18 protein-coding genes are annotated in these 22,062 nt (G+C 64.6%); 3 read left to right on the top strand and 15 right to left on the bottom strand.

Annotation, left to right across the window (positions count from 1 at the left end; genetic code table 11):
- Positions 1–19: 19 nt before the first annotated feature.
- From bamA to AC1VXC_RS12745, 15 genes are all read right to left on the bottom strand, one after another.
- Positions 20–2,503 carry an outer membrane protein assembly factor BamA gene (bamA, locus tag AC1VXC_RS12815; RefSeq protein WP_313169334.1) on the bottom strand — a complete coding sequence of 828 codons (2,484 nt, stop codon included), beginning with the start codon at positions 2,501–2,503 and terminating at the stop codon, positions 20–22.
- Positions 2,504–2,574: 71 nt separating this feature from the next.
- The gene (gene rseP / locus AC1VXC_RS12810) at positions 2,575–3,933 is read right to left on the bottom strand and encodes an RIP metalloprotease RseP (protein WP_481539519.1); all 1,359 of its coding nucleotides are present in this window, start codon (positions 3,931–3,933) and stop codon (positions 2,575–2,577) included.
- A 26-nt stretch (positions 3,934–3,959) separates the two neighbouring features.
- A complete protein-coding gene (locus AC1VXC_RS12805; RefSeq protein WP_482995053.1) occupies positions 3,960–5,153 on the bottom strand; it encodes a 1-deoxy-D-xylulose-5-phosphate reductoisomerase in 1,194 nt (397 codons plus the stop codon).
- 2 nt (positions 5,154–5,155) lie between these two features.
- Positions 5,156–5,977: a phosphatidate cytidylyltransferase gene (locus AC1VXC_RS12800; RefSeq protein ID WP_313169340.1), complete on the bottom strand. Its 822-nt coding sequence runs from the start codon at positions 5,975–5,977 to the stop codon at positions 5,156–5,158.
- Entirely contained in the window at positions 5,974–6,747 is a 774-nt protein-coding gene (gene uppS, locus AC1VXC_RS12795; RefSeq protein WP_481528285.1) for a polyprenyl diphosphate synthase, read from the bottom strand. The genes AC1VXC_RS12800 and uppS overlap by 4 nt, the downstream gene beginning before the upstream one ends.
- A 3-nt stretch (positions 6,748–6,750) precedes the next feature.
- Positions 6,751–7,308: a ribosome recycling factor gene (gene frr / locus AC1VXC_RS12790; protein ID WP_313169344.1), complete on the bottom strand. Its 558-nt coding sequence runs from the start codon at positions 7,306–7,308 to the stop codon at positions 6,751–6,753.
- Positions 7,309–7,383: 75 nt separating this feature from the next.
- Positions 7,384–8,112, bottom strand: a complete 729-nt coding sequence (gene pyrH, locus AC1VXC_RS12785) for a UMP kinase (RefSeq protein ID WP_313169345.1) — start codon at positions 8,110–8,112, stop codon at positions 7,384–7,386.
- Positions 8,113–8,222: 110 nt separating this feature from the next.
- A complete protein-coding gene (locus AC1VXC_RS12780) occupies positions 8,223–9,728 on the bottom strand; it encodes an HDOD domain-containing protein (RefSeq protein ID WP_313169346.1) in 1,506 nt (501 codons plus the stop codon).
- A 160-nt stretch (positions 9,729–9,888) separates the two neighbouring features.
- Positions 9,889–10,767: a translation elongation factor Ts gene (tsf, locus tag AC1VXC_RS12775; protein ID WP_313169348.1), complete on the bottom strand. Its 879-nt coding sequence runs from the start codon at positions 10,765–10,767 to the stop codon at positions 9,889–9,891.
- A gap of 131 nt (positions 10,768–10,898) precedes the next feature.
- On the bottom strand, positions 10,899–11,705 hold the full coding sequence (rpsB, locus tag AC1VXC_RS12770; RefSeq protein ID WP_313169349.1) for a 30S ribosomal protein S2: 807 nt from the start codon (positions 11,703–11,705) through the stop codon (positions 10,899–10,901).
- A gap of 286 nt (positions 11,706–11,991) precedes the next feature.
- A complete protein-coding gene (locus tag AC1VXC_RS12765) occupies positions 11,992–12,999 on the bottom strand; it encodes a Csu type fimbrial protein (protein ID WP_313494727.1) in 1,008 nt (335 codons plus the stop codon).
- Complete coding sequence (locus AC1VXC_RS12760; protein ID WP_481539138.1) at positions 12,987–15,278, bottom strand: fimbria/pilus outer membrane usher protein; 2,292 nt, start codon at positions 15,276–15,278, stop codon at positions 12,987–12,989. The genes AC1VXC_RS12765 and AC1VXC_RS12760 overlap by 13 nt, the downstream gene beginning before the upstream one ends.
- A gap of 55 nt (positions 15,279–15,333) precedes the next feature.
- A complete protein-coding gene (locus AC1VXC_RS12755; RefSeq protein ID WP_313169355.1) occupies positions 15,334–16,125 on the bottom strand; it encodes a fimbrial biogenesis chaperone in 792 nt (263 codons plus the stop codon).
- An 11-nt stretch (positions 16,126–16,136) separates the two neighbouring features.
- Positions 16,137–16,649: a Csu type fimbrial protein gene (locus AC1VXC_RS12750; RefSeq protein ID WP_481539137.1), complete on the bottom strand. Its 513-nt coding sequence runs from the start codon at positions 16,647–16,649 to the stop codon at positions 16,137–16,139.
- 290 nt (positions 16,650–16,939) lie between these two features.
- On the bottom strand, positions 16,940–17,281 hold the full coding sequence (locus tag AC1VXC_RS12745) for a Csu type fimbrial protein (protein ID WP_481539141.1): 342 nt from the start codon (positions 17,279–17,281) through the stop codon (positions 16,940–16,942).
- Positions 17,282–17,386: 105 nt separating this feature from the next.
- Between AC1VXC_RS12745 and map the strand changes: the two genes are divergently transcribed.
- From map to dapD, 3 genes are read left to right on the top strand one after another with little or no spacing between them, the layout of a single operon-like run.
- Positions 17,387–18,163, top strand: coding sequence for a type I methionyl aminopeptidase (gene map / locus AC1VXC_RS12740; RefSeq protein ID WP_313169361.1), 777 nt, complete (start codon positions 17,387–17,389; stop codon positions 18,161–18,163).
- Between the two features lie 20 nt (positions 18,164–18,183).
- Positions 18,184–20,799: a [protein-PII] uridylyltransferase gene (locus AC1VXC_RS12735; protein WP_481539140.1), complete on the top strand. Its 2,616-nt coding sequence runs from the start codon at positions 18,184–18,186 to the stop codon at positions 20,797–20,799.
- On the top strand, positions 20,799–21,884 hold the full coding sequence (gene dapD, locus AC1VXC_RS12730) for a 2,3,4,5-tetrahydropyridine-2,6-dicarboxylate N-succinyltransferase (RefSeq protein ID WP_313494733.1): 1,086 nt from the start codon (positions 20,799–20,801) through the stop codon (positions 21,882–21,884). The genes AC1VXC_RS12735 and dapD overlap by 1 nt, the downstream gene beginning before the upstream one ends.
- Positions 21,885–22,062: the final 178 nt, after the last annotated feature.

Genomic DNA, 22,062 nt, shown 5'->3' with positions numbered 1-22,062 from the left:
GGGGCAGCGGGTCAGTTCGTCAGAACTGACCACCAAAGGTGAACTGCAGACGCTCGATCTCGTCACCATCTTCCTTCTTCAACGGGAAGGCATAGCTGATCGAGATCGGGCCGACCGGGGCGCGCCACAACAGGGCCACGCCGGCCGAAGCGCGCAGCTCGTTGGCCTTGAAGTTGCTGGTGCCGTTGTAGACGTTGCCGAAGTCGAAGAACGCCGAGACGCGCGCCGACGGGCTGTCGAACAGCTTCGGGAAGTAGGCTTCGATGGAGCCCACCGTCTTCACCGAACCACCCAGCGGCTGGCCGTTGTAATAGCCACCGATGATTTCCGAACGCGGACCCAGGGTGTTGTCCTCGAAGCCACGTACCGAGTTGGTGCCGCCGGCGTAGAAGTTCTCGAAGAACGGCAGGCCGCTCGCCTTGACCTGACGGTGGTTGGCGGTCGGGTTGCTGCCGCAGTCCACCACCTGGGTGGTAGCGGGGGTGCCGGGGGTGCCGGGTACTGCAGGCGTGGTGCCGGTTGCCGGCGTGCCGGGGGTGCCCGGAGTGCCGGGGATATCGTTCCAGCAGATATCGCGGACCTTGTCCTTGCCGTAGGAGTCGCCGTAGCCCAGTTCCAGGCGGGTATTGATAACCAGTGACGGAATGATCGGCCAGTACTTGGAGAACTGGTAGCTGAGCTTGTAATACTCGACCGTTGAACCCGGCAACGTGGTCTCCAGGCCCAGGCGCTGGTAGGTACCGCGGGTCGGCATGAAGTAGTCGTTGCGGGTGTCGCGGGCCCAGCCCAGCTCCGAGCGCCAGGAATGGAAGGTGCGCGTGCCGACCGCATCGATGTAATCGATGATCGCCTTCGGGGTGTAACCCTGATAGGTGGTGATCTGGTTGCTGTCGATGCCGAACATCAGCGAAAACGCATCGTTCTCGGTGATCGGAATGCCGAACACCACCTGCGCCGAGCCGTTGGTGCTGTTGTACTGGGCGGTGTTGAAGTCGGAGTAATCGAGCTCACGCCACGACAGGTTATAGCCCAGCGAGACGCCGTCATCGGTGAAGTAGGGGTTGGTGTAGCTGAAGCCATAGCGCTGCAGGTAGCTGCTGCGCGAGGCTTCCACCGACACGCGGTTACCGCCGCCGAGGAAGTTGTTCTGCGACAGCTGTACCGAGGTGGTCATGCCGTAGGACTGCGAATAGCCCAGGCCGAACACGAAGCTGCCCGAAGTGGTTTCCTTGACGTTGTAGACCACGTCGACCTGGTCGTTGCTGCCGGTGACCGGCTGGGTCTCGACGTCGACCGACTCGAAATAGCCCAGGCGCTGCAGGCGGATCTTGGAACGGTCGATCGCAGCCTGCGAATACCAGCTGTTCTCGAACTGGCGCATTTCACGGCGCAAGACCTCGTCGCTGGTGCGCGAGTTGCCCTTGAAGACGATGCGGCGCACGGCCACGCGCGGGCCCGGCACGACCTGCATGTTCACCGCCACGGTACGGTCGGCGCGGTTGCTGGTCGGGATCGGGTTGACCTTGGCGAAGGCATAGCCAACGTTGGACAGGCTGTTGGTGATGCCGTCGGCACTGAACTCCAGCAGGGCGCGCGAGAACGTATCGCCCGACTTCTGGATGACCATCTTCTCCACGTCTTCCTGCGGCAGGATGGTGTCGCCGGTGACCTTGATCTCGGAAATCTTGTACTGCTCACCCTCGGTCACGCCGGCGGTGATGAACATGTCACGCTTGTCCGGGCTGATCGAGACCTGGGTCGAGTCGATGCTGAAATCGACGTAGCCACGGTCCAGGTACCAGGAGTTGAGCTTTTCCAGGTCGCCGGACAGCTTTTCCTTGGAGTACTGGTCATCGCGGCGGTACCAGGAAGCCCAGTTGTGCTCCTTGGACTCCCAGATATCCAGGATGTCTTCGGCCGGGAACTTCTCGGTGCCGATCAGGTTGACGTGGCGGATCTTGGCCGCCTTGCCTTCCTTGACGGCGATGGCAACGTCGACGCGGTTGCGGTCCAGCGGGCTCACCGTCGGGGTGATTTCCACGTTGTACTTGCCGCGGTCGTTGTACTGGCGGCGTAGCTCCTGGGTCACGCGGTCCAGGCTCAGGCGGTCAAAGGTGCCGCCTTCGCTCAGGCCGATGTCGCTCAGGCCCTTGAGCAGCTGCTCGCTCTTGATGTCCTTGTTGCCGGTGACGGTCAACTTGTTGATCGCCGGGCGCTCCTTGACGGTGACGACCAGGATGTCGCCCTGGCGGTCCAGCTGCACGTCTTCAAAGAAGCCGGTCTTGTACAGGGCGCGGATGGTGTCGCCGACCTTGGCGTCGTCGACCGTGTCGCCGCGTTCCACCGGCAGGTAGGTGAACACGGTGCCGGAGGAAATGCGCTGCAGGCCGTCCACGCGGATATCGCTGGCGGTAAAGGGCTCGGCTGCCTGTGCAAGCGCAGGCAGGGCCAGACCGGCAGCAAGTGCGAGGGCCAGCAGGCGGCGATTGGGAAGTCGCGTCATATCACGTCCGGTTGGAGTCGATTTCGATAATGCGTGGGTGCCGGCGTAAGACGACGACAACGGGAAAAAGTTCATCGCGGAACCAGGCTCAGGATGTCGTTGTAGAACGCCAGTCCCATCAGCCCGGCCAACAGCGCCAGACCGATGTATTGGCCGGCAGCCATGGCACGCTCGCTAAGCGGGCTGCCCTTGACCAACTCGATAAGGTAATACAGCAGGTGCCCGCCGTCCAAGACGGGGATGGGCAGCAGGTTGATGATGCACAGGCTCAGCGACAGCAGGGCCAGGAAATACAGGAACCAATCCACCCCGCGTTCAGCCGAGGCATTGGCCACGCGGGCGATGGTGATCGGGCCGGAAACGTTCTTGAGCGAGGCTGTGCCGGTGAGCATGCGGCGCATCATGCCCAGCGAATCCGACGCCAATTTGCCGGTTTCGCGCACGGCAGCGGGGAGGGCCGCCAACACGCCATACTGCTGGCGGGCGTCGTATGCAGGCGTCTGGTTGGTGGCGAAGCCCACGCCTATCATCCAGCGAGGCTTGCCATCCGGGCCTTGTCCGGCCTGCGGGGTGAGCTCCAGCGCCAGGCGCTCGCCATTGCGCTCTACCTCGACCATGCCGGGGCCGCCACGCTGGCCAAGCTGCTGGATCAGCGGCGTGACCTGTTCGGCGCTGTCCACGCGCTGGCCGTCAACGGCCAGGATCAGGTCGCCTGGCTGCAGCAGGTCGGCGGCCGCCGAATCGGCCGAAACCGAGTCAACCCGCGCCGGTTGCAGCCAGAACTGCCAGATGAAACCGGCCTGCATCGGGACCTGGCGTTCGTCAAAACCGGCCGGCAGCTGCGACAGCGGCAGCACCCGGGTGCGCTCGTTGTCGAGGTTGTCGCGGACGCGGACATGCGCATCCTGGCGATCCATGGCGGCGGTGGTGATGGCCATGCTGGCCTCGGCCCAGGTGGCGACGCTGCGGTCTTCCACGGCCAGGATGCGGTCGCCGGCGACAAAGCCGGCCTGTGCGGCCATGCCGGTGGTGCGGCCGATGGTGGCCGAGTAATCCTGGCGGCCGATCACGAACATCGCCCATAGCAGGGCGATGCACAGGATCAGGTTGGCCGCCGGGCCGGCGGCGACAATGGCGATGCGCTGCCAGACGCTCTTGTTGTTGAAGGCGACGGCGCGTTCACCGGCCGGGACCTCGACCTCGCGCTCGTCGAGCATCTTGACGTAGCCACCCAACGGGATGGCAGCGATGGCGAACTCGGTACCGTTGCGGTTGCGGCGGCTCCACAGTGGCTTGCCGAAGCCCACCGAAAAGCGCAGCACCTTTACCCCGCAACGGCGGGCGACCCAGTAGTGGCCGAATTCATGGAACGTCACCAGCACACCGAGGCTGACGATCATCCACCATACGGACCCCAGGAAGTCAGCCATGGGTGCAGCTCGGTTGTAAGGTGGGATCAGACATTCGGCAGGCGGGCGATGGCGGTTTCGGTGATGTGACGGGCTTGGGCATCAGTCGCCAACAGGGCGTCCAGTGTATCGGCCGCCACGTAGGGCAGGGTAGACAGGGTGTGCTCCACCAGTGCCGGGATCGACAGGAAGCCTATGCGCCCCTGAAGAAACGCTGAAACCGCCACTTCGTTGGCGGCGTTCAGGATCGCCGGGGCGCTGCCGCCGGCCTCCATCGCCTGCCAGGCCAGGCGCAGGCAGGGGAAGGCGTCGGTGTCCGGTGCCTCGAAATCCAACCGGCCCTGGGTCAGCAGGTCCAGTCCAGCAACACCGGACTCGATCCGCTGCGGCCAGCCGAGGCCGACCGCCAGGGTGGTGCGCATGTCGGGCAGACCAAGCTGGGCCAGGGTCGAGCCGTCGATGAACTCGACCAGCGAGTGCACCAGGCTCTGCGGATGGACCAGCACGTCGATACGCGAGCCCGGCACGTTGAACAGGTGGTGGGCCTCGATGACTTCCAGGCCTTTGTTCATCAACGTCGCCGAATCGACCGAGATCTTCGGGCCCATCGACCACTTCGGGTGTGCCACCGCCTGCGCCACCGTCACTGCTTCCAGTTCGGCGCGGCTGCGGCCACGGAACGGGCCGCCGGAAGCGGTCAGGATGATGCGGCGTACCCCGGCCTCCGGCCGCGCATCACGTGAGCGCAGGCACTGGAAGATGGCGTTGTGTTCGCTGTCGATCGGGATGATCTCGGCGCCGGCGTTGGCCGCCTCGCGGGTCAGCAGCTCGCCGGCCAGGACCAGTGATTCCTTGTTGGCCAGCAGCAGGCGCTTGCCGGTGCGGGCAGCGGCAAGCGTCGAGGACAGGCCGGCGGCACCCACGATGGCTGCCACGACGGTGTCGCAGCAGTCGCTGGCGGCCAGTGTGTCGATGGCCGGATGACCGGCGTGCGGCTCGGTTGCCAGGCCGGCTTCTTTCAGGCCATCACGCAGACGAGCGAACAGGGCCGGGTCGGCGATCGCGGCATGATCCGGGCGGTGCTGAAGGCACAGTGCGATCAACGCATCCACATTGCTGCCGGCTGCCAGCACGCTGGCACGCATCTGCTGTGGATGACGGGCGATCACATCCAGCGCCGAGGTGCCGATGGAGCCGGTGGCGCCAAGAATGGCGACCTGACGTAGAGAGGAGGTGGACATGCTCAGAAGCCGAAGATTTCCTTGCCCAGCGCAAATACCGGCAGGGCGGCCAAAACGCCGTCGATGCGGTCCAGCACGCCGCCGTGACCGGGGATGATGTGCCCCGAATCCTTGGCGCCGGCATGGCGTTTGAGCAGGCTTTCAAACAGATCGCCGAGCACCGAGGCCAGTACCGCGACCGTGGTGACCAGCATCAACGAGCCGAACTGCGAGATCTGCACGCCGGCGAACCAGCCGAACACGCCAGCGGTGACCAGGCCGGCGACCAGTCCGCCCAGCAGGCCCTCGATGGTCTTGTTGGGGCTGATACGCGGGGCCAGCTTGTGCTTGCCGAAGGTGCGGCCCGCGAAGTAGGCGCCAGAGTCGGCTGCCCAGACCAGGGTCAGTGCGGTCAGCAGCCAGAGGTTGCCGTTTGGCGCGCTGGCATGGATCAGGACCAATGCGGCCCAGGCGGGAATGATCGCCAGGGTGCTGGCGGCCAGCTTCAGCATGCGCGCGCTGCTTTCCTCGTGTGCGCCGAAATCGAAGAAGCGCAGCCACAGCAGGGCCAGCAGCCAGAAACCGACACCCACCAGCGTGGCCAGTTGGAACAGGACCATGCTGCCGGCCGATGCCCAGACCAGCAGCACCATCAGCAGCAGGTTCAGTACCACCAGTACGGTGCGCGGAAGCCCGTCGACGCCGGTGAGCTTGAGCCATTCCCACAGGCCGATCAGGAAGACCAGTGCGGCCGCGGCGGCCAGCCATTGGGTTGGCAGGAACAGGATCGCGCAGATCGCCACGGGGGCCATGATCAGCGCTGCAATCACACGGGTTTTGGTCATGAATGTGCGCTCTTTGCCGTATTGGCGGCAATCTGGGCGCTGGTCAGACCAAAGCGGCGCTCGCGCCCTGCGTAGTCATCCAGTGCCCGTTGAAGGACGGCCGCATCGACATCCGGCCACAGCACGTCAGTGAACCACAACTCGCTATAAGCCAGCTGCCAGAGCAGGAAGTTGCTGATGCGGGTGTCGCCGCCGGTACGGATGAACAGGTCCGGTGGGGGCATGTCCGCCAGCGCGACGTGCTGGCCGAGGGCCTGTTCGTCGATCTGCTCGGGGCGCAGGGTACCGGCGGCGACCTGCTCGGCCAGGGTGCGGGCTGCCAATGCGATGTCCTGGCGCCCGCCGTAGCTGGCGGCGATGCTCAGGGTCATCGCGGTATTGCCCAGGGTGCGCTGTTCGGCCTTGTCCATGCGCTGGACGATGCTGGCGGCAAAGCGGCTGCGGTCGCCGATGAAGCGCACGCGCACGCCGCGACGGTGGAGTTCATCCACCTCACGGTCCAGTGCGCCGAGGAACAGCTTCATCAGTGAATCGACTTCTTCCTGCGGACGGCCCCAGTTCTCGCTGGAGAACGCGAACAGGGTCAGTGCGCCGACGCCCCGTTCGAGGCAGAAGTCGATGCTGCGATTGACCGCGCGCGCGCCGGCACGGTGGCCGATCATGCGCGGGCGCCGCCGTTGCTGCGCCCAACGCCCATTGCCATCCATGATGATGGCAATGTGACCCGGTACGGACGGGGCGGCTGTGTCGCTATGAGGGACGGAGGACACGCCTCAGACCGCCATCAGTTCCTGTTCTTTGAGCTTGACCACTTCGTCGACGTCCTTGATCGCCTTGTCGGTCAGCTTCTGGATGTCGTCCTGGCTGCGGCGGTCATCATCCTCGGTGATCGCCTTGTCCTTGAGCAGCTTGGCGACTTCCTGGTTGGCATCACGACGGATGTTGCGGATGGCGATCTTGGTTTCCTCGCCTTCCTTGCTCACCGACTTGGCCAGTTCCTTGCGGCGCTCCTCGGTGAGCGGCGGCAGGTTCAGGCGGATCACGGTGCCCATGGTGGTGGGGGTGATGCCGATGTCGGAGGCGTAAATGGCCTTTTCCACTTCCTTGATCATGTTCTTGTCGAACAGGGTGATCACCAGCGAACGCCCTTCGGACACGCTGATGCTGGCCACCTGATTCAGGGGGGTGTCGGTGCCGTAGGCCTTGACCTTGATGCCGTCCAGCAGGGTCGGCGAGGCGCGACCGGTGCGGATGGTGGTGAGGGTATGGCGCAGAGCATCGATGCTCTTGGTCATGCGCGCCTGCGCATCTTGCTTGATATCGTTGATCATCGGCCGAATCCTGGATGTTTCTAGAACCGGCCGATTATAGGCGATTACCCCTGCCCACCGCGCCGGCAGCGTGGGTTAGTGCGCGTCGCGGCCGTGGACCAGGGTGCCAATGGGCTCGCCGTGCAGGATTTTCAGCAGTTCGCCGGGCTGGCTCATGTCGAAAACGCGCAGCGGCAGGTCGCTGTCACGGGCCAGTGCGAAGGCTGCCGTGTCCATGACTTCCAGGCCCTGGTTGATGACCTGGTCGTAGCTCAGGCTGTCATAGCGGACCGCGTCCGCATGTTTGTTCGGGTCCTTGTCATAGACGCCGTCGACCTTGGTGGCCTTGAGCAGCAGGTCGGCGCCGATCTCGATGGCGCGCAGTGCGGCACCCGAATCGGTGGTGAAGAAGGGGTTGCCGGTGCCGGCGGCGAAGATCACCAGGCGGCCCTTTTCCAGATGGCGGATGGCGCGGCGACGGATGTAGTCCTCGCACACGTCGTTGATCTTGATCGCGCTCATCACCCGGGCCTTGCCGCCGGCTTTTTCAAGCGCGTCCTGCATGGCGAGGGCGTTGATGACGGTGGCCAGCATGCCCATATGGTCGCCGGTGACACGGTCCATGCCGCCTGCGGCCAGGCCGGCGCCGCGGAAGATGTTGCCGCCGCCGACCACCAGCGCGATCTCGACGCCGGCATTCTGGGCCTCGATGACTTCATGGGCCAGGCGGTTGATTACCTTGGGGTCAATGCCGTAGTCCTCGTCTCCCATCAGCGCCTCCCCGGAAAGTTTCAACAGGATGCGGCGGTAGGCGAGCTTGGACATGGTGACCTCAGATGGCTGGAAAACGCGGGGGATTCTAACGGATGCCGCAGTTTCAGGTGACATCTATTGTTGCAGCGCAACGACAAAATGCCGGTCAATCGCAATCTGGTTCAGCAGGCGGTGGGGTGGGGATCCGGTGCGCGGGCGATGACCCGGTTGCGGCCCAGGTTCTTGGAGCGGTAGAGCACGTCGTCGGCCGCCTTGAGCAGGTCGCGCATGTCGGTGAAACGCTCATAGGCGCCATGGGTGGCCACGCCGGCCGAGAAGGTCACGTGCAACGGCATGTCGGCGACGGTGACGATCGGGGTCCGGGTGATGGCACCCAGCACGCGGCGTATCACTTCCAGTGCGGTCTGCTCGTTGGTGCCCGGGAACAGGACCACGAATTCCTCGCCGCCAAAGCGGGCCACGGTGTCGCTACCACGCAGCTGCCCCTGCAACTGGCTGGCAAAGGCCTGCAGCACCTGGTCGCCGACCAGGTGGCCGTGCTGGTCATTGATCTTCTTGAAGTCATCCAGGTCGATGAATGCCACCGACAACGGCCGGTCGGCGCGGGCGGCGCGGTCGAATTCCTGGGCCAGCACCACTTCCAGCTGGCGGCGATTCAATAGCCCGGTCAAGGCGTCCAGGTGGGCTTGCTCGGTCAGCCGGCGTGCCTGTTGCTCGAAGTCGTCGGCGCGTCGCTTCGAGGCGCTGGCATCCTGCAGCTCGCGCAGGTTGCGCAATGCCATCAGCTCGCTGGCGTGATCCAGCAGGTAGGTGATGCGGGCCGGGGAGGGTACCGGGACGTCGAACAAGGCACTGATCTCGGGCAGCATCTGGCTGACCTGCTGCAGTACCTGCTCGAACTGGCTGCTGTCCATCTGCAGCTGCGCATGCACCAGGCGCAATGCATTGTCGCGGGCCTGGTCGGTGTCTTGGCTGAGCCAGATCTCGGCGATGCTTCCGGAGAGGGCGACGCAGCGTTCGAACAGGTCGCTTGGCTCGGCCGGGGCCTCGCTGTGGCGGACCGCTTCCACCAGATAGTGCGGCAGGCCCCATTGCTCGCATAGTTCGGCGCCGACGTCGGCATGGCTGCAGTCGAGGATGGTGCGTTCGCGGACCAGCAGTTCGTCGTTGCTGTCGGCGCTGGCAAGCAGGTCCGGGTAGCTGTCACTGCGCAGTTGCAGCAGGGCGAGAATGCCGATGTCCTGCAACAACCCGGCCAGCATCAGCTCTTCCACGCGGCGCACATTGCGCGCCAGGCCCAGGTAGCGTGCGCCCAGTGCGCTGAGGATGCTGCGACGCCATACCGCATCCAGTTGGTTTGCATGGTTCTGGTCGTCGCGCAGGGCGCGCGACAGGCTGAATCCAAGGGCCAGTTGCAAGGTGGCGTTGAGACCGAGCATGGTCAATGCCTGGCCGAGATTCTCGATGCGGCGACGGCTGGCGTACAGCGGGGAATTGGCGATGCGCATCATGCGTGCGCTCAAGCCCATATCCAGTGCGATGACGTCAGCGGCGCTGGCGATATCGGTTTCCGGGTCCTGCGCAAGCTCGATCAAACGGACAGCGATGGCCGGTGGCGAGGGCAGGTTGCGGCAGAGGGACAGGGCTGCAGTGAGCTCGGGAGACATGTCGAAGAAGCAGGCGGCAGTGGTCCAAGCATACAGGATGCCTAAAGCAAAGACGGGTTGTTGCGGTCTGGTGCCGCTGGTGCGGTGTCGAAGCCGCCTTGCGGCAAAGAAAAAGCCGCGGAAATCCGCGGCTTTTTCAGCTACAACAGGCAGCCGGTACTTAGACCTGCATCGCCTTGGCAACTTCGGCGGCGTAGTCTTCCACCACCTTCTCGATGCCTTCGCCGACAGCCAGGCGCTGGAAGCCGACGACGTCGCCGCCAGCGGCCTTCACGGCCTGCTCGACGGTCTTGTCGTTGTCCAGCACGTAGCTCTGGCCGTACAGGGTCACTTCGCTGATGATCTTGTTGATCTTGCCGCTGATGATCTTCTCCAGGATGTCAGCCGGCTTGGCCTTGTCCTTGTCGGTCATCTTGGCCAGCTCGATTTCCTTTTCCTTTGCAACGAAGTCGGCCGGGACGTCGGCAGCCTTGTTGTGCGGCGGGTTCATCGCGGCCACGTGCATGGCCAGGCCCGAAGCCAGTTCGGCGTTGCCGCCGGCCAGTTCGACCAGCACGCCGATCTTGCCGTTGCTGTGCACGTAGGTGCCGACGGTGTTGTTGCCGTCGATCTTGACCAGGCGACGGATCTGGATGTTTTCACCCAGCTTCTGGATCGCGGTGGCGCGGGTTTCTTCAACGGTTTCGCCGCTGGCCAGCTTGACGGCCTTCAGGGCTTCAACGTCGGCAGCGCCCGAAGCCAGGGCGGCAGCGGCGACGGCGTCGACGAACGCCTTGAAGTTGACGTCGTTGGCAACGAAGTCGGTTTCCGAGTTCACTTCGACCAGCACGGCCTTGCCGCCATTGCTGGCAACGCCCACGCGGCCTTCGGCGGTGACGCGGTCGGCCTTCTTGTCGGCCTTGGCAGCGCCGGACTTGCGCAGGGCTTCCGCCGCTGCGTCGATGTCGCCGTTGGTCTCGGACAGAGCCTTCTTGCACTCCATCATGCCGGCGCCGGTGCGCTCGCGCAGTTCCTTGACCAGGGAAGCAGTGATTTCCATGGAATTACCTCATCAATAGAAAGGGGTAGGCCGGCCATGATGGCCGGCCGTTGTTACGCAGCCCTGTCAGCGATCGGCGCCATCGGCGCCCGCGCAGGGAGCGGGTGCAGTGGCTGCACCCGCCAGGGGGATCAGGCCGAAGCCTCGTCACCCTTCTTGGCACCAGCCTTCTTGGCCGGAGCGCGACGGGCCGGCTTGGCCTCTTCGGCAGCGGCTTCGGCGAACTCTTCCTCGCGCACGCTGGCGGCGTTCGGAGCGGCAGCCTTGCCTTCCAGCACGGCGTCGGCAGCGGCGCGAGCGTACAGCTGCACGGCGCGGATGGCGTCGTCGTTGCCCGGGATGGCGTAATCGACCAGTTCCGGGTTGTAGTTGGTGTCAACCACGGCGATCACCGGGATGCCGAGCTTCTTGGCTTCCTTGATGGCGATGTCTTCGTGGCCGATGTCGATGACGAAGATGGCGTCCGGCAGGCGGTTCATTTCCTTGATGCCGCCCAGCGAGGCTTCCAGCTTGTCGCGCTCACGGCGCAGGCCCAGCACTTCGTGCTTGACCAGCTTGTCGAAGGTGCCGTCGGTTTCACCGGCTTCCAGTTCCTTCAGGCGGGCAACCGACTTCTTCACGGTGGCGAAGTTGGTCAGGGTGCCGCCCAGCCAGCGCTGGTTCATGAACGGCATGCCGCAACGCTCGGCTTCTTCCTTGATGGCTTCGCGCGCGCTGCGCTTGGTGCCCAGGAACAGGATGGTGCCGCGCTTCTGGGCAACCGACGAGATGAAGTTCATCGCATCGTTGAACAGCGGGACGGTCTTTTCCAGGTTGATGATGTGGATCTTGCCGCGGGCGCCAAAGATGTACTGGCCCATCTTCGGGTTCCAGTAACGGGTCTGGTGGCCGAAGTGGACGCCGGCTTCCAACATCTGACGCATGGTGATCTGGGGCATTGCAAAACTCCTGATGGTGGAACTGACACCGCGCGCGACCGGTTTGTTGGAGTCGTGCAGCGGTGCGCGGCTTCTCTGCAGAGCGCGCAAACAGTTCCGGGGTTGGGCTTCCCTGTTGCCTCCGTGGCCGAACCCTGTTTGACAGGGCACCCCGGCACGGATGGGGGCGACAGGTGAGGATTCACCGGTGACGCCCGGTGTCAGCGTGCTTTGACGGGACCAAGCCCAAGCAAAGCCCGTCGAGTATAGCGATAGGCTGGACTGGCCGCAAATGCGGGCGATCCGGTCAGTAGGTCAGGGTGACTGTGATGGTGTCGCTGTAGGGCCCGGCTGCCGCGTCCGGCTGGGCCAGCACCTGGCCGTAGACCGTCAGCGAGATGTCCTCATTATCGCCGGTATCGGCCGCGGCAGTGGGCAGGGTGTCGCCCCAGGGGATCAGCAGCGCGGGGTCCCGGTACAGCCCATAGGGCAGGTAATTGCCGTTGGAAGCCATCCGCCGCTGCCCGTTGAGCGCATTCAGCCCATTGCTGAGGGTGACCGACCAGTCGGTATCGGTGGCGCAGCGCAACTGGATCGTCGAGCTGGCCTCGCGGCTGGTGTCCAGCCGGGTAACCGTGCCGAAATCGAGGTCGCTGGCCAGGTTGAGTACGCAGTTGGCGGTGGCGCGGGCCTGGACCGGGCCAAAGTTGAAACTGCTCTGGCCGGCGCTGCCAAATACGGGGGCTACCCCGTCACGGCAGTTTTCCGGGGAAGGCGCGCCTCCAAATGGGGCAGCAAAGGAATAGCGCAGCAGTCCCGGGCCGGGGAAGCCTTCATAGAGATAGGCCGCTGGCAGGTTCTGTCCTGGCGGGATACGGCCGTAGGCGGTGAGGTTGATCTGCGTCGTGCCGGTCAGGGGGATGGACAGGATGCTGTAGAGGATGGGGTGGCCGCTGGTAAGCGAGCCGATAAGTTGGTTGCGTGCGGCATTGGCATAGAGGTCGTAGTTCATCAATGCGTTGACGCCGTTGTCCAGGCGGCGCGGGGCAATGCCGGGCGGGATGCCCTCGTCGATGAAGGCGCATACCGTTACCTGCACCGGCACTCCGGGCAGGCCTTGGCAGCTGACGGTCAGCGTGGCCGAGGCAGTGCTGTCGCCGGTGTTGGAGACCGTGCCGAAGTCCAGTGGCGTTGAGTTGAGCACGCGGCAGGACTGCTGTGCACTCGCTGGCAGGGACGACCAGAGCAGCAGCGCAAGCAGCAGCTTGCTCAGGATGCTTATACCTTGCCGAAGGCCGGATCTCAGGGTTGGCATTGCGCAGGCTCCAGGGCGAGTGGGGTGGCGGGCGGCTTGCCCGGGTCGGGCAGGGCAAGCCGGCATTCGCGGCCGTCCTGGCGGACCCGCAGGCGTGCTTCGGCCGGTGCGTTGTCCAGGTACAACTGGCCGTCATGGCCGATCACCGTGCGGGTGACGATGCGGCCCTGGCTTTCGATCTCGGCCTGGGTACCGGCGGGGAGCCAGCGTTTGTCCAGCCCAAGGATCTGTACGCTCAATGGCTTGCCGGGCTGCAGGCGAAATGTCGCGCGCACGCCGCTGCGCGCGGCCGGCACTACCTGTTGCTCGATGGCGTCGATCTGCATGTCTGCGGGCAGCGCAAGCGGGTCGATGCTGAGCAGGTTGCGTTGCCAGGCGTGCAATGGCGCTACCAGCAGTTCGCCGCGTGCATCGGTGCTGCCGACGCGTTGGTTCTGTAGGCGGATGGGTACGCCGGGCACGCCACTGGTTGAAACCAGGACGAAGGCATCGTCGGCGCGACGCAGCCTGTGCAGTCCGCTGCCGAACCAGGCCAGGCTGCCGGTGCTGTTCGCATAGGCCAGGGTGCCGATGTCACTGACGTGGTCAAGGCCGAGGCTCCAGCGGCCTTGTTCGTCGAGATGGTTGATTTCCAGATGGGCGCTGGATTGCGCACCGGTGCCAGTGCTGGTCTGCGCACGCCAGCCCCAACCGTCGTTGTCCACTGCTGGGCTGTGGTTGGCTTCCAGCGTCATCCCATTGCCGTCATCAGCATGGCGTAGCGCGCTGCTGAGCTGGGTGTGGCGGTCAAGCGGCGCGGAAATGTACAGATAGACATTGTCCATGCCGCGCTCGCCCAGATCGTGATTGAACTGCAAGCTGATCCAGGCCTGCCCCGGCAGGCTCCGTGACCATCCGCCACCGGCCAGGCGGGTGTCTGGATTGCCGGGATAGTGCTGGCTGATGTAGTTGAGGCTGAATTGACCGCTGTGCACATTGCCGAAGCCGACAAAGAACCGATCCGTGCGCAGCGGCAGTGTTGCCTGGCGCAAATATGCCGGTGCATCAACAAAATGCTGGCTGCGGCGCTGGGTGCTGGCCGAAACGCTGAAGCCGGGTGCGTTCCATTGGTAGCCGAGGCTGCGCTGGCTGCCATGAAGTCCGGCCGCTTGGCTGCCGCTGAACGAGGCGTTGAGCATGCCGCCGCGGTGCCCCAGCAGGGCGACTGCGCCGAGGCCGCCCAGCTGCAGGTCCTGCGCAACCTCGGCATGGGCTTCCAGGGTCAGCCGCTCACCCAGGCCATGACGCAGGCTGGCGCTGGCCAGCGGCCGATGGTCATAGGCGAAGGAACGTATGCCGTAGTCGCGGCGCAGAACGCCGATATCCAGTGACCAATCCGACAAGCCTGGCTGCAGCAGCTCGGGCGCTCCGTAGAGCGGAAATTCCAGCGCGCTGCTGTGTCCGTTGATGTCGGTCACCCGCAACTGCGCCTGCCCAATGCCATTGAGTGCGGGCATTGCATCGAGTTGAAAACGTCCGGGCGCCACGCGCTGGCTGGCCTGGCGCACGCCATTGATGTACAGGTCGACGGTGGAAGGCAGCACCGCCTCGCCTGCGAACGACGATAAGGGGGTGGTGACCCGGTAGGGTTGCAGGCTGAAATCGCGTGCGATATGCAGCCCGGCGAAGCGCGCGCTGCGCGACCAGCTGAGCGCTCCGCTGAGCTGGTCACCCAGGCTCAGGCTCAGCATCCGATCCGGAAGATCCAGCTGCCAGCGGCTGTCGAAGCGGGTGCTGGTGGCATGCTGACCGGTGCGGTCGCTGGCCAGGCGGGTGTTCTGACTGCTGCTCCAGGTGCCGGACCCCAGTCCGAACAGGCGCAGCTCCAGGAAACCATCGATATCGCGGTCGCCCTGCAGTTGTTGGGCATGCAGGTCGTAGTTCAACAGCAGGCCGGGGCTGGTATCGCTCACCGCCGCGGCACTGCGCTCAGGGCCTGCGCGCAGATAGGTGGTTGGCCGGTCCAGCATCTGCACCGGCACCTCCAGGTCCAGGCGTTGGTTGCGGGCGTCATAGTCAACGCGCACGCCGCTCAGCTGCTCCAGCGCGATCTCGGGGGACTTGGCGGCAATTCCAGCGGGGAGCCTGAGGCCAAGTTCGCGCAAGGTCTGGGCACTGGCGGTCAGGGTTTGCCCACGCAGGCTGAAACGGGCCAACGAGGCAGCGGGGTCCTGGTTGATATGGACTTCCAGATGCAGCTCCTGGGCTTGGAACGTGGCATCGCCGCCTGCTTCGGACAAACTGAGTGGGTACGCCGGCGTTGACGGTGAAATACCTGCGGCAAGCAGGGCCGCATTAGTGAGTAGCAGAGGGCAGAATCTGCGCGACGGGGGCATCGTTCAGCCTGGCCTGCAGGTGGCCTGTTACAGGGAGTCGCGTGGCCAATGGCAGTTTCCACTGCATGCGCTGGCCGGCCAGCACGTAGCCGAGCAGGCCGCGTTGCAAAGGGGTGATGGTTCCCTTGTCCGCGACCCAGCCGAGCTCACTCAGGCGTACGCGCTGATTGCCGGTGTTGCGCACGTCCAGGATCAGCGCGTCTGCCAATACCTGCCAGCTGGCCTGCAAGGCGCTTGTGTCCACTGGCGCTTTGACGATCTGTTCGCGTGGTTGCGCGCCGTCGGGCAACACAAACACCGGTATCGAATAGCGCAGCAGGAACTGCAGGCCTGCAGGCTGCGGTCCGTCGATCTGCGGCAACTCATCCACCCATACCCGGTAGGCCTGTTCGTGCTGGACGGGCGCCGTCGCCATGGGCATCGGTCGTACGATGCGGACGAGCTGCCGCTGGCCGGGCGGGATCTGGATGATGGCCGGGCTGGCGCGCAGCGCCTGCGAGGGTTCCAGTTGGTCGCTTGCCGTGGTTTGAGACCATTGCTGGACCCGGATCTGTGCGTTTATCGGGTGGTCTGCATTGTTCTGCAGCCATAGTGCGTTCGCCTGCTGTTTTTCAGTGAATTCCAATACGATCGGCGCAACCTGCAGGTTGCCGGCGGGGCAGCCGAATGCACAGGCAAGCAGTGTGGCCAGCAGCAGCCTGTGGCCATGGTTGGCCTTGTTTCCCGGCCGGCGATCGCAGGAGGCGCACATCGCTGGCGTGCTCAATAGGTGACCGTGGCGACGACGGTGTCGCTGTAGCTGCCGGCAGGGGCATCGGTGGAGGGCACGCGGCCATAGACGGGGATGCTCTGTACGCTGGCCGTGCCGACGCCGGCCAAGGTGTCGGTTCCGACGACCTCGCCCCAGAAATCCTGGCGGCCGGCATCGCGATACAGGCCATAGGCGATGAAGTTGTTGTTGCCATCGCTCATGCGCCGGTTGTCGGCCGCTGCGGTGGTGCTGGTGGCGTTGGCGCCGGGGTTCATGCCGATGGTGTAGGGCGTGCCGCTGCTGCAGGTCACTTCCAGGCTGCCCTGGGTGTCGGCCGGGGCGCCGGTGGCGCGGGCCATGGTACCGAAGTCGAGGTCACTGGCAGCTGCGGCCTGGATGTCACAGGACTCGGTGATGACGATGCGGACCTGGAATTGCGCAGTCTCGGTGGCCGCCGCTGCAAGGCCGGTGACGGCAACAACGGCGAGACTGAGTGAAGCGACGAGGAGGTTGTGCGCGTGCATGTCGATACTCCCGTTTGTTGAGCCAATGCGTGAGGTGGTGAGGCATGGCATCGGCTGGCGGGCAAAGCTAAACACGCTGTTATGGGAATGACGCGGGTTTAAAGTGATTGATCGAGCTGAACAGGCGATATTGCTGGTTTCAGTCAAAACCTTCGGTGGACGAGCCCGGCTGGGCAGGTTGGGAAGAGTTTGCTGCCGCAGGCGGCCGTCTGGTGCAAACGCCCGGTACTCACCGTGATGCAGGTTGGCTCCTGCGACGGAGCAGGTACTGGCGGCCGCTTCGTCTTCAGTCAGTACGTCAATGTCACCGTGATGGTGTCTTGGTAGTTGCCGGGCGGGGGACTGGTCTGTGCGGGTACCTGGCCGTAGACCGTCAGGGTCTGCATGTCGCCGGTGCCGGTGCCGCTGACGGCGGTATTCTGGGTGTTGCTCCAGCGGCTGGAATGGCCGGGGTCGCTGTACAGCTCATAGCCGATGCGTTCGGCGCCCATGGCCATGAAGCGATTTGCCGCCTGCGCGTGCAGGCCCTCATCCAGGGTGACCTGCCTGGCGACATCCTGGGTGCACCGCAGTTGCAACATCGTTGTCTGCTCGCTTGGGAGGGATAGTCCGGCCGCCAGGCTGAAGTTCATCTGCGAAAGGGCGCTGATGCGCCAAGTGCGCTGGGGCAGGGGCGATTCCGGGTTCATTAATGTGAAATACTTAGCGAAATAACCCAAATGGGGGATAATCGACAGATGGCAATCCAACTGAAAACCCCCGAAGAAATCGAGAAGATGCGCATCGCCGGCCGTCTGGCGGCTGAGGTGCTCGACATCATCACCCCGCACGTCAAGCCCGGTGTCACCACCGAAGAGCTGGACCGCATCTGCAACGACCACATCATCAATGTGCAGGGCACCATCCCGGCCAATGTGGGCTACCGCGGGTTCCCCAAGACCGTGTGCACCTCGGTCAACAACGTCATCTGCCACGGCATTCCCAGTGAAGCCAAGGTGCTCAAGGATGGCGACATCATCAATATCGACGTGACCGTCATCAAGGATGGCTGGCACGGCGATACCAGCCGCATGTATTACGTCGGCACGCCCTCGGTGATGGCCAAGCGCCTGGTGGAAACCACCAAGGAAGCGATGTGGCGCGGCATCCGTGCAGTCAAGCCGGGCGCGACCCTGGGCGATGTGGGTCATGCGATCCAGGAATTCGCTGAAGCTGAGCGCTTCAGCGTGGTGCGCGAGTATTGCGGCCACGGCATCGGCAAGGTCTACCACGACGAGCCGCAGGTGCTGCATTACGGGCGCCCGGGGCAAGGCCTGGTGCTCAAGGCGGGCATGACCTTCACGATCGAGCCGATGATCAACGAAGGCACCCGCTACACCAAGGTGCTGCCGGATGGCTGGACCGTGGTGACCAAGGACCGCAAGCTCTCGGCGCAGTGGGAACACACCATTGTGGTGACCGAGGATGGCGTTGAGGTACTGACGTTGTCGCCGGCGGAATCCGCGCAGGCATGACCTCACTGCCGGCGGGCCCGATTCTGGACACGCCGGCAGATCCTGCCGGTGACGCGCAATGGGCTGCCGATGCACGGCAGTCACTTGCCCATACCGATGCCCGCCTGGGCAAACGCTTCGAGCAGACCGACAATGTCGAGCGCCTGCCCGGCCTGCGCACGCGCGCGGTTGATCAACTGATCATCGATGCCTGGCACCGCTGCATTCCCGCTGGTGCCGGGCTGGCATTGTTCGCGGTTGGCGGCTACGGTCGTGGCGAACTGTTCCCACGTTCGGACATCGACCTGCTGGTGCTGGCCGAAACCGATGTACAGCACCGCCACGAAGCCGCACTGGCACGTTTGTTCGCACTGCTTTGGGATGCCGGCTTGCCGGCCAGTCACGCGGTGCGCTCGGCGACACAATGCGTGCACGCTGCCGCCGACCAGACCGTGCTGACCGCCTTGATCGAAGCGCGTGCGCTTGTCGCCGATGCCACTGCCCAGCATGGCCTTGCACGGGCAATTGCACCGAGCCTGGTATGGCCGCCGCGTGAGTATTTCCTGGCCAAGCGCGAGGAACTGCTTGCACGCCACCAGCGTTTTGGTGATACCGCCGACAACCTCGAGCCGGACATCAAGGACGGCCCGGGCGGCCTGCGCGATCTCAATACGCTGGGCTGGATGGCGCTGCGCGCCTTCGGCGTCAGCAACATCGATGCGCTGGTCGGGCTGGGCCATCTTGGGCTGGACGAGGCTGCTGCGCTGAAGCGCGAACGCCAGGTACTGGTGCGGCTGCGCTATGGCCTGCATCTGGTTGCACAGCGCCCGGAAGAACGCCTGCGTTTCGATTACCAGAAGACCCTGGCCGCGCGCATGGGCTTCGGTGACGACGCCGAGAGCCTGGGCGTGGAAAAGATGATGCAGGGCTTCTATCGCAGTGCGACGGTCATCCGCCGCATCAGCGACCGCCTGCTGCAGCGGTTTGAGGAACAGTTTGACGGCGAAGCCACGCCGCTGCCGGTGGGCCAGGGTTTCTCACTGCGGCGCGGCTATCTGTCCGCCGACGATCCGCTGTGGCCGCACGGCGACATCCGCAGCATCTTTGCCTTGTTCGCCTGCTGGGCCCGTACCGCCGACGTGCGCGGCCTGCACTCGATGACCGCGCGCGGCCTGGCCGAGATGCTGGATGAAATCCCTGCCTACACCGCGGTGGACGAGGCGGTGCGTGAGCAGTTCATGGCCTTGCTGCGCGGCCCGCGTGCGGTCGATACGCTGGCGCGGATGGCGCGCCTGGGCGTGCTTGGCCAATGGATACCGGCATTCGCGGCCGTGTCCGGACGCATGCAGTTCGACCTGTTCCATGTCTACACGGTGGACCAGCACACCTTGATGGTGCTGCGGAACATGGCCTTGTTTGCCAGCGGCCGCGCCGACGAACGTTTTTCCATCGCCCACGAAGTCTGGCCGCGCCTGCGCAAGCCCGAGCTGCTGTTGCTGGCTGGCCTGTTCCATGACATCGCCAAGGGGCGTGGTGGCGACCACTCGGAACTGGGCGCGGTGGACGCGCGTGAGTTCTGCAGCCTGCATGGCTTGAGCAGCTCGGATACCGAACTGGTTGCGTGGTTGGTGGAACAGCATCTGCGCATGTCGGTGACTGCGCAGAAGCAGGACATCACCGATGCGGAGGTGATCCACCGTTTTGCCGGCCTGGTGGGTGACCGTGATCGCCTTGATTATCTTTATCTGCTGACCTGCGCCGATATCGCCGGCACCAGCCCCAAGATGTGGAATGCATGGAAGGACCGCCTGCTGGCCGACCTGTATTTCGCCACCCGCCGCGCGCTGCGCGAGGGTTTGGAACATCCCCTGCCGGAGGCGGAGCGGGTGCAGGAAGCACGCGACAACGTGCGCGAACAGATGCGCTTGCTCGGTCATGACGACGTGGTGATCGATCGCCAGTTTGCAGCCATGCCCGACGAAAGCTTCGTGCGTTTCCGTCCCGAGCAGCTGGTATGGCAGGCTGCGTCGCTGGTGGAAATCCACAAGGGCGGCACCTTGGTCAAGGTGCGGCGTATTACGCCCGAGAGCGATGCGCTGGAAGTCTTCGTGCATTCACCGGACCGCGATGGCATGTTCGCCGCCATCGTGATGACGCTTGATCGTGCCGGTTATGGCATTCACCGCGCACGCGTGCTGGACGGCCCTGGCGACACCATTTTCGACACCTTCGAAGTCACCCCGGCAGGCAGTTTCGCCGATGGTGATGCCGCACGGCTGGAGGCCGCGCTGCGCAAGGCGCTGGCCGGCAATATCCTGGTCCTGCGTCCGTCGCGACGGGTGATGCCGCGCCAGCTCAAGCATTTCCGCTTCGCTCCGCGCATCGAGTTCCTCGACTCCAGCCATCAGGACCGCACCGTGTTGAACCTGGTGGCGCCGGATCGTCCTGGCCTGCTCGCCGATGTCGCGCATGTGCTGCGCGACCAGCGCCTGCGCGTGCAGGACGCGCGCATCGCGACCTTCGGTGAGCGCGCCGAGGATCAGTTCCAGCTTACCGATCGCCACGATCACCCCCTTACCGAAACCTCCATGCAGGCCTTGCGTGATGCATTGCTTGCCTGCCTGGATCCCGACAACAAGCCAGGAGACCCCCACTGATGGCAAGCAAGCCCGCAACCAAGAAGACCGTGACCAAGACGACCGCCAAGAAGGCTGCGCCTGCAAAGGCCGCGCCGAGCAAGGCGGCTGCGCCGAAGAAAAAGGCCGCAGCAACGACCAAGCCGGTCGCCAAGCCTGTTGCGAAGGCGGTCAAGGTGCCGGTCAGGAAGGTTGCTGCTGCCAAGCCGAAGTCGACCAAGCCGGTCACGCCTTCGGTAGGCCCGCGCAGCCTGCGCAAGCCGCCGGCACCGGGCGTTGCCGAGTTGAAGTTCAGTATTGAGAGCGCCTTCGAGCGCCGCACCATGCTGACCATGGACGAGATCGAAGGTTCGACCCGCGCGCTGGTCAACCGCGTGATCGACGGCCTCGAGTCGGGTGAGTTCCGCGTTGCCGAGCCGGATGGCAACGGCGGTTGGAAGGTCAACGAGTGGTTGAAGAAGGCCGTGCTGTTGTACTTCCGTGTCAATGACATGGCGGTGATGGACGGTGCCCCGGCACCGTTCTGGGACAAGGTCGAGTCGCGCTTCGAAGGCTATGACGAGCCCGCGTTCCGCGCCGCCGGTGTGCGCGTGGTACCCGGTGCGATTGCCCGCCGTGGCACGCATTTCGGCAAGGACGTGGTGCTGATGCCGAGCTTCACCAATATTGGCGCACACGTCGGTGAAGGCACGATGGTCGATACCTGGGCCACGGTGGGTTCCTGCGCGCAGATCGGCAAGCATTGCCACCTGTCCGGTGGTGCCGGCATCGGTGGCGTGCTGGAGCCGTTGCAGGCCAGCCCGACCATCATCGAGGACCATTGCTTCATCGGTGCGCGTTCGGAAGTGGTGGAAGGCGTGGTCGTCGGCCACCACAGCGTGATCGGCATGGGCGTGTTCCTGAGCCAGAGCACCCGCATCTACAACCGTGCCACCGGCGAGGTGACCTACGGCTATGTGCCGCCGTACAGCGTGGTGGTCAGCGGCTCGCTGCCGTCCAAGGACGGCACGCATTCGCTGTACTGCGCGGTGATCGTCAAGCAGGTGGACGCCAAGACCCGCAGCAAGACCAGCGTCAACGACCTGCTGCGCGGGTTGGCGGACTGAGCCAGCCGGAGGTGCAACGCCGTCCCTTCTCCCGCCTGCGGGAGAAGGTGCCCCGAAGGGGCGGATGAGGGGAGCTTTAGCTTCGCTCCTATTCTGAGGGTTAGAAGCTTGGGCAATGAGCTAGAAGCGTCGCCGCCCACCCCCCCCCCGACCCCAACCACCCCCGCGGGGGGGCCGG

The sequence above is a fragment of the Stenotrophomonas sp. STEN033 genome (genome assembly GCF_056856655.1).
The sequence above is the reverse complement of the archived record's forward strand: the minus strand, read 5'-3'. Positions and strand labels throughout refer to the sequence as shown.